Consider the following 260-nt stretch of genomic DNA (forward strand, 5'->3'; position numbering starts at 1 on the left):
TCTTTCTTCCACTGTCATGTTATTGGCCGCCCAGCGTGCGATCGCAAACTCCGGGTGCTGCGTATGGTCGCCACCGGCCACATGATTATGGTCTTCCATAAGCACATCTCCGCTCGCCGAGACCAGAATGGAACCGAATGGCTCATCGCCAGCCTCCAGCGCAGCCTTTGCAAGTTCAATACAGCGATGCAAATAATTCAGATCTGTATCATCTATCATGGGGGGACCTCCAGATATTTGTTAAGCGTATGGTTGGTTTT

Annotated in this window: 1 protein-coding gene; it reads right to left on the minus strand. The window is 51.2% G+C overall.

The features are described 5' to 3' along the window. Nucleotides 1–219, minus strand: a 219-nt coding sequence (locus KVT27_RS25220; protein ID WP_483307988.1) for a tRNA-specific adenosine deaminase, incomplete at its 3' end; no start/stop codon positions are given. Nucleotides 220–260: the final 41 nt, after the last annotated feature.

This window comes from Lysinibacillus sp. GbtcB16 (assembly GCF_019091145.1).
GTDB lineage: Bacteria > Bacillota > Bacilli > Bacillales_A > Planococcaceae > Lysinibacillus > Lysinibacillus fusiformis.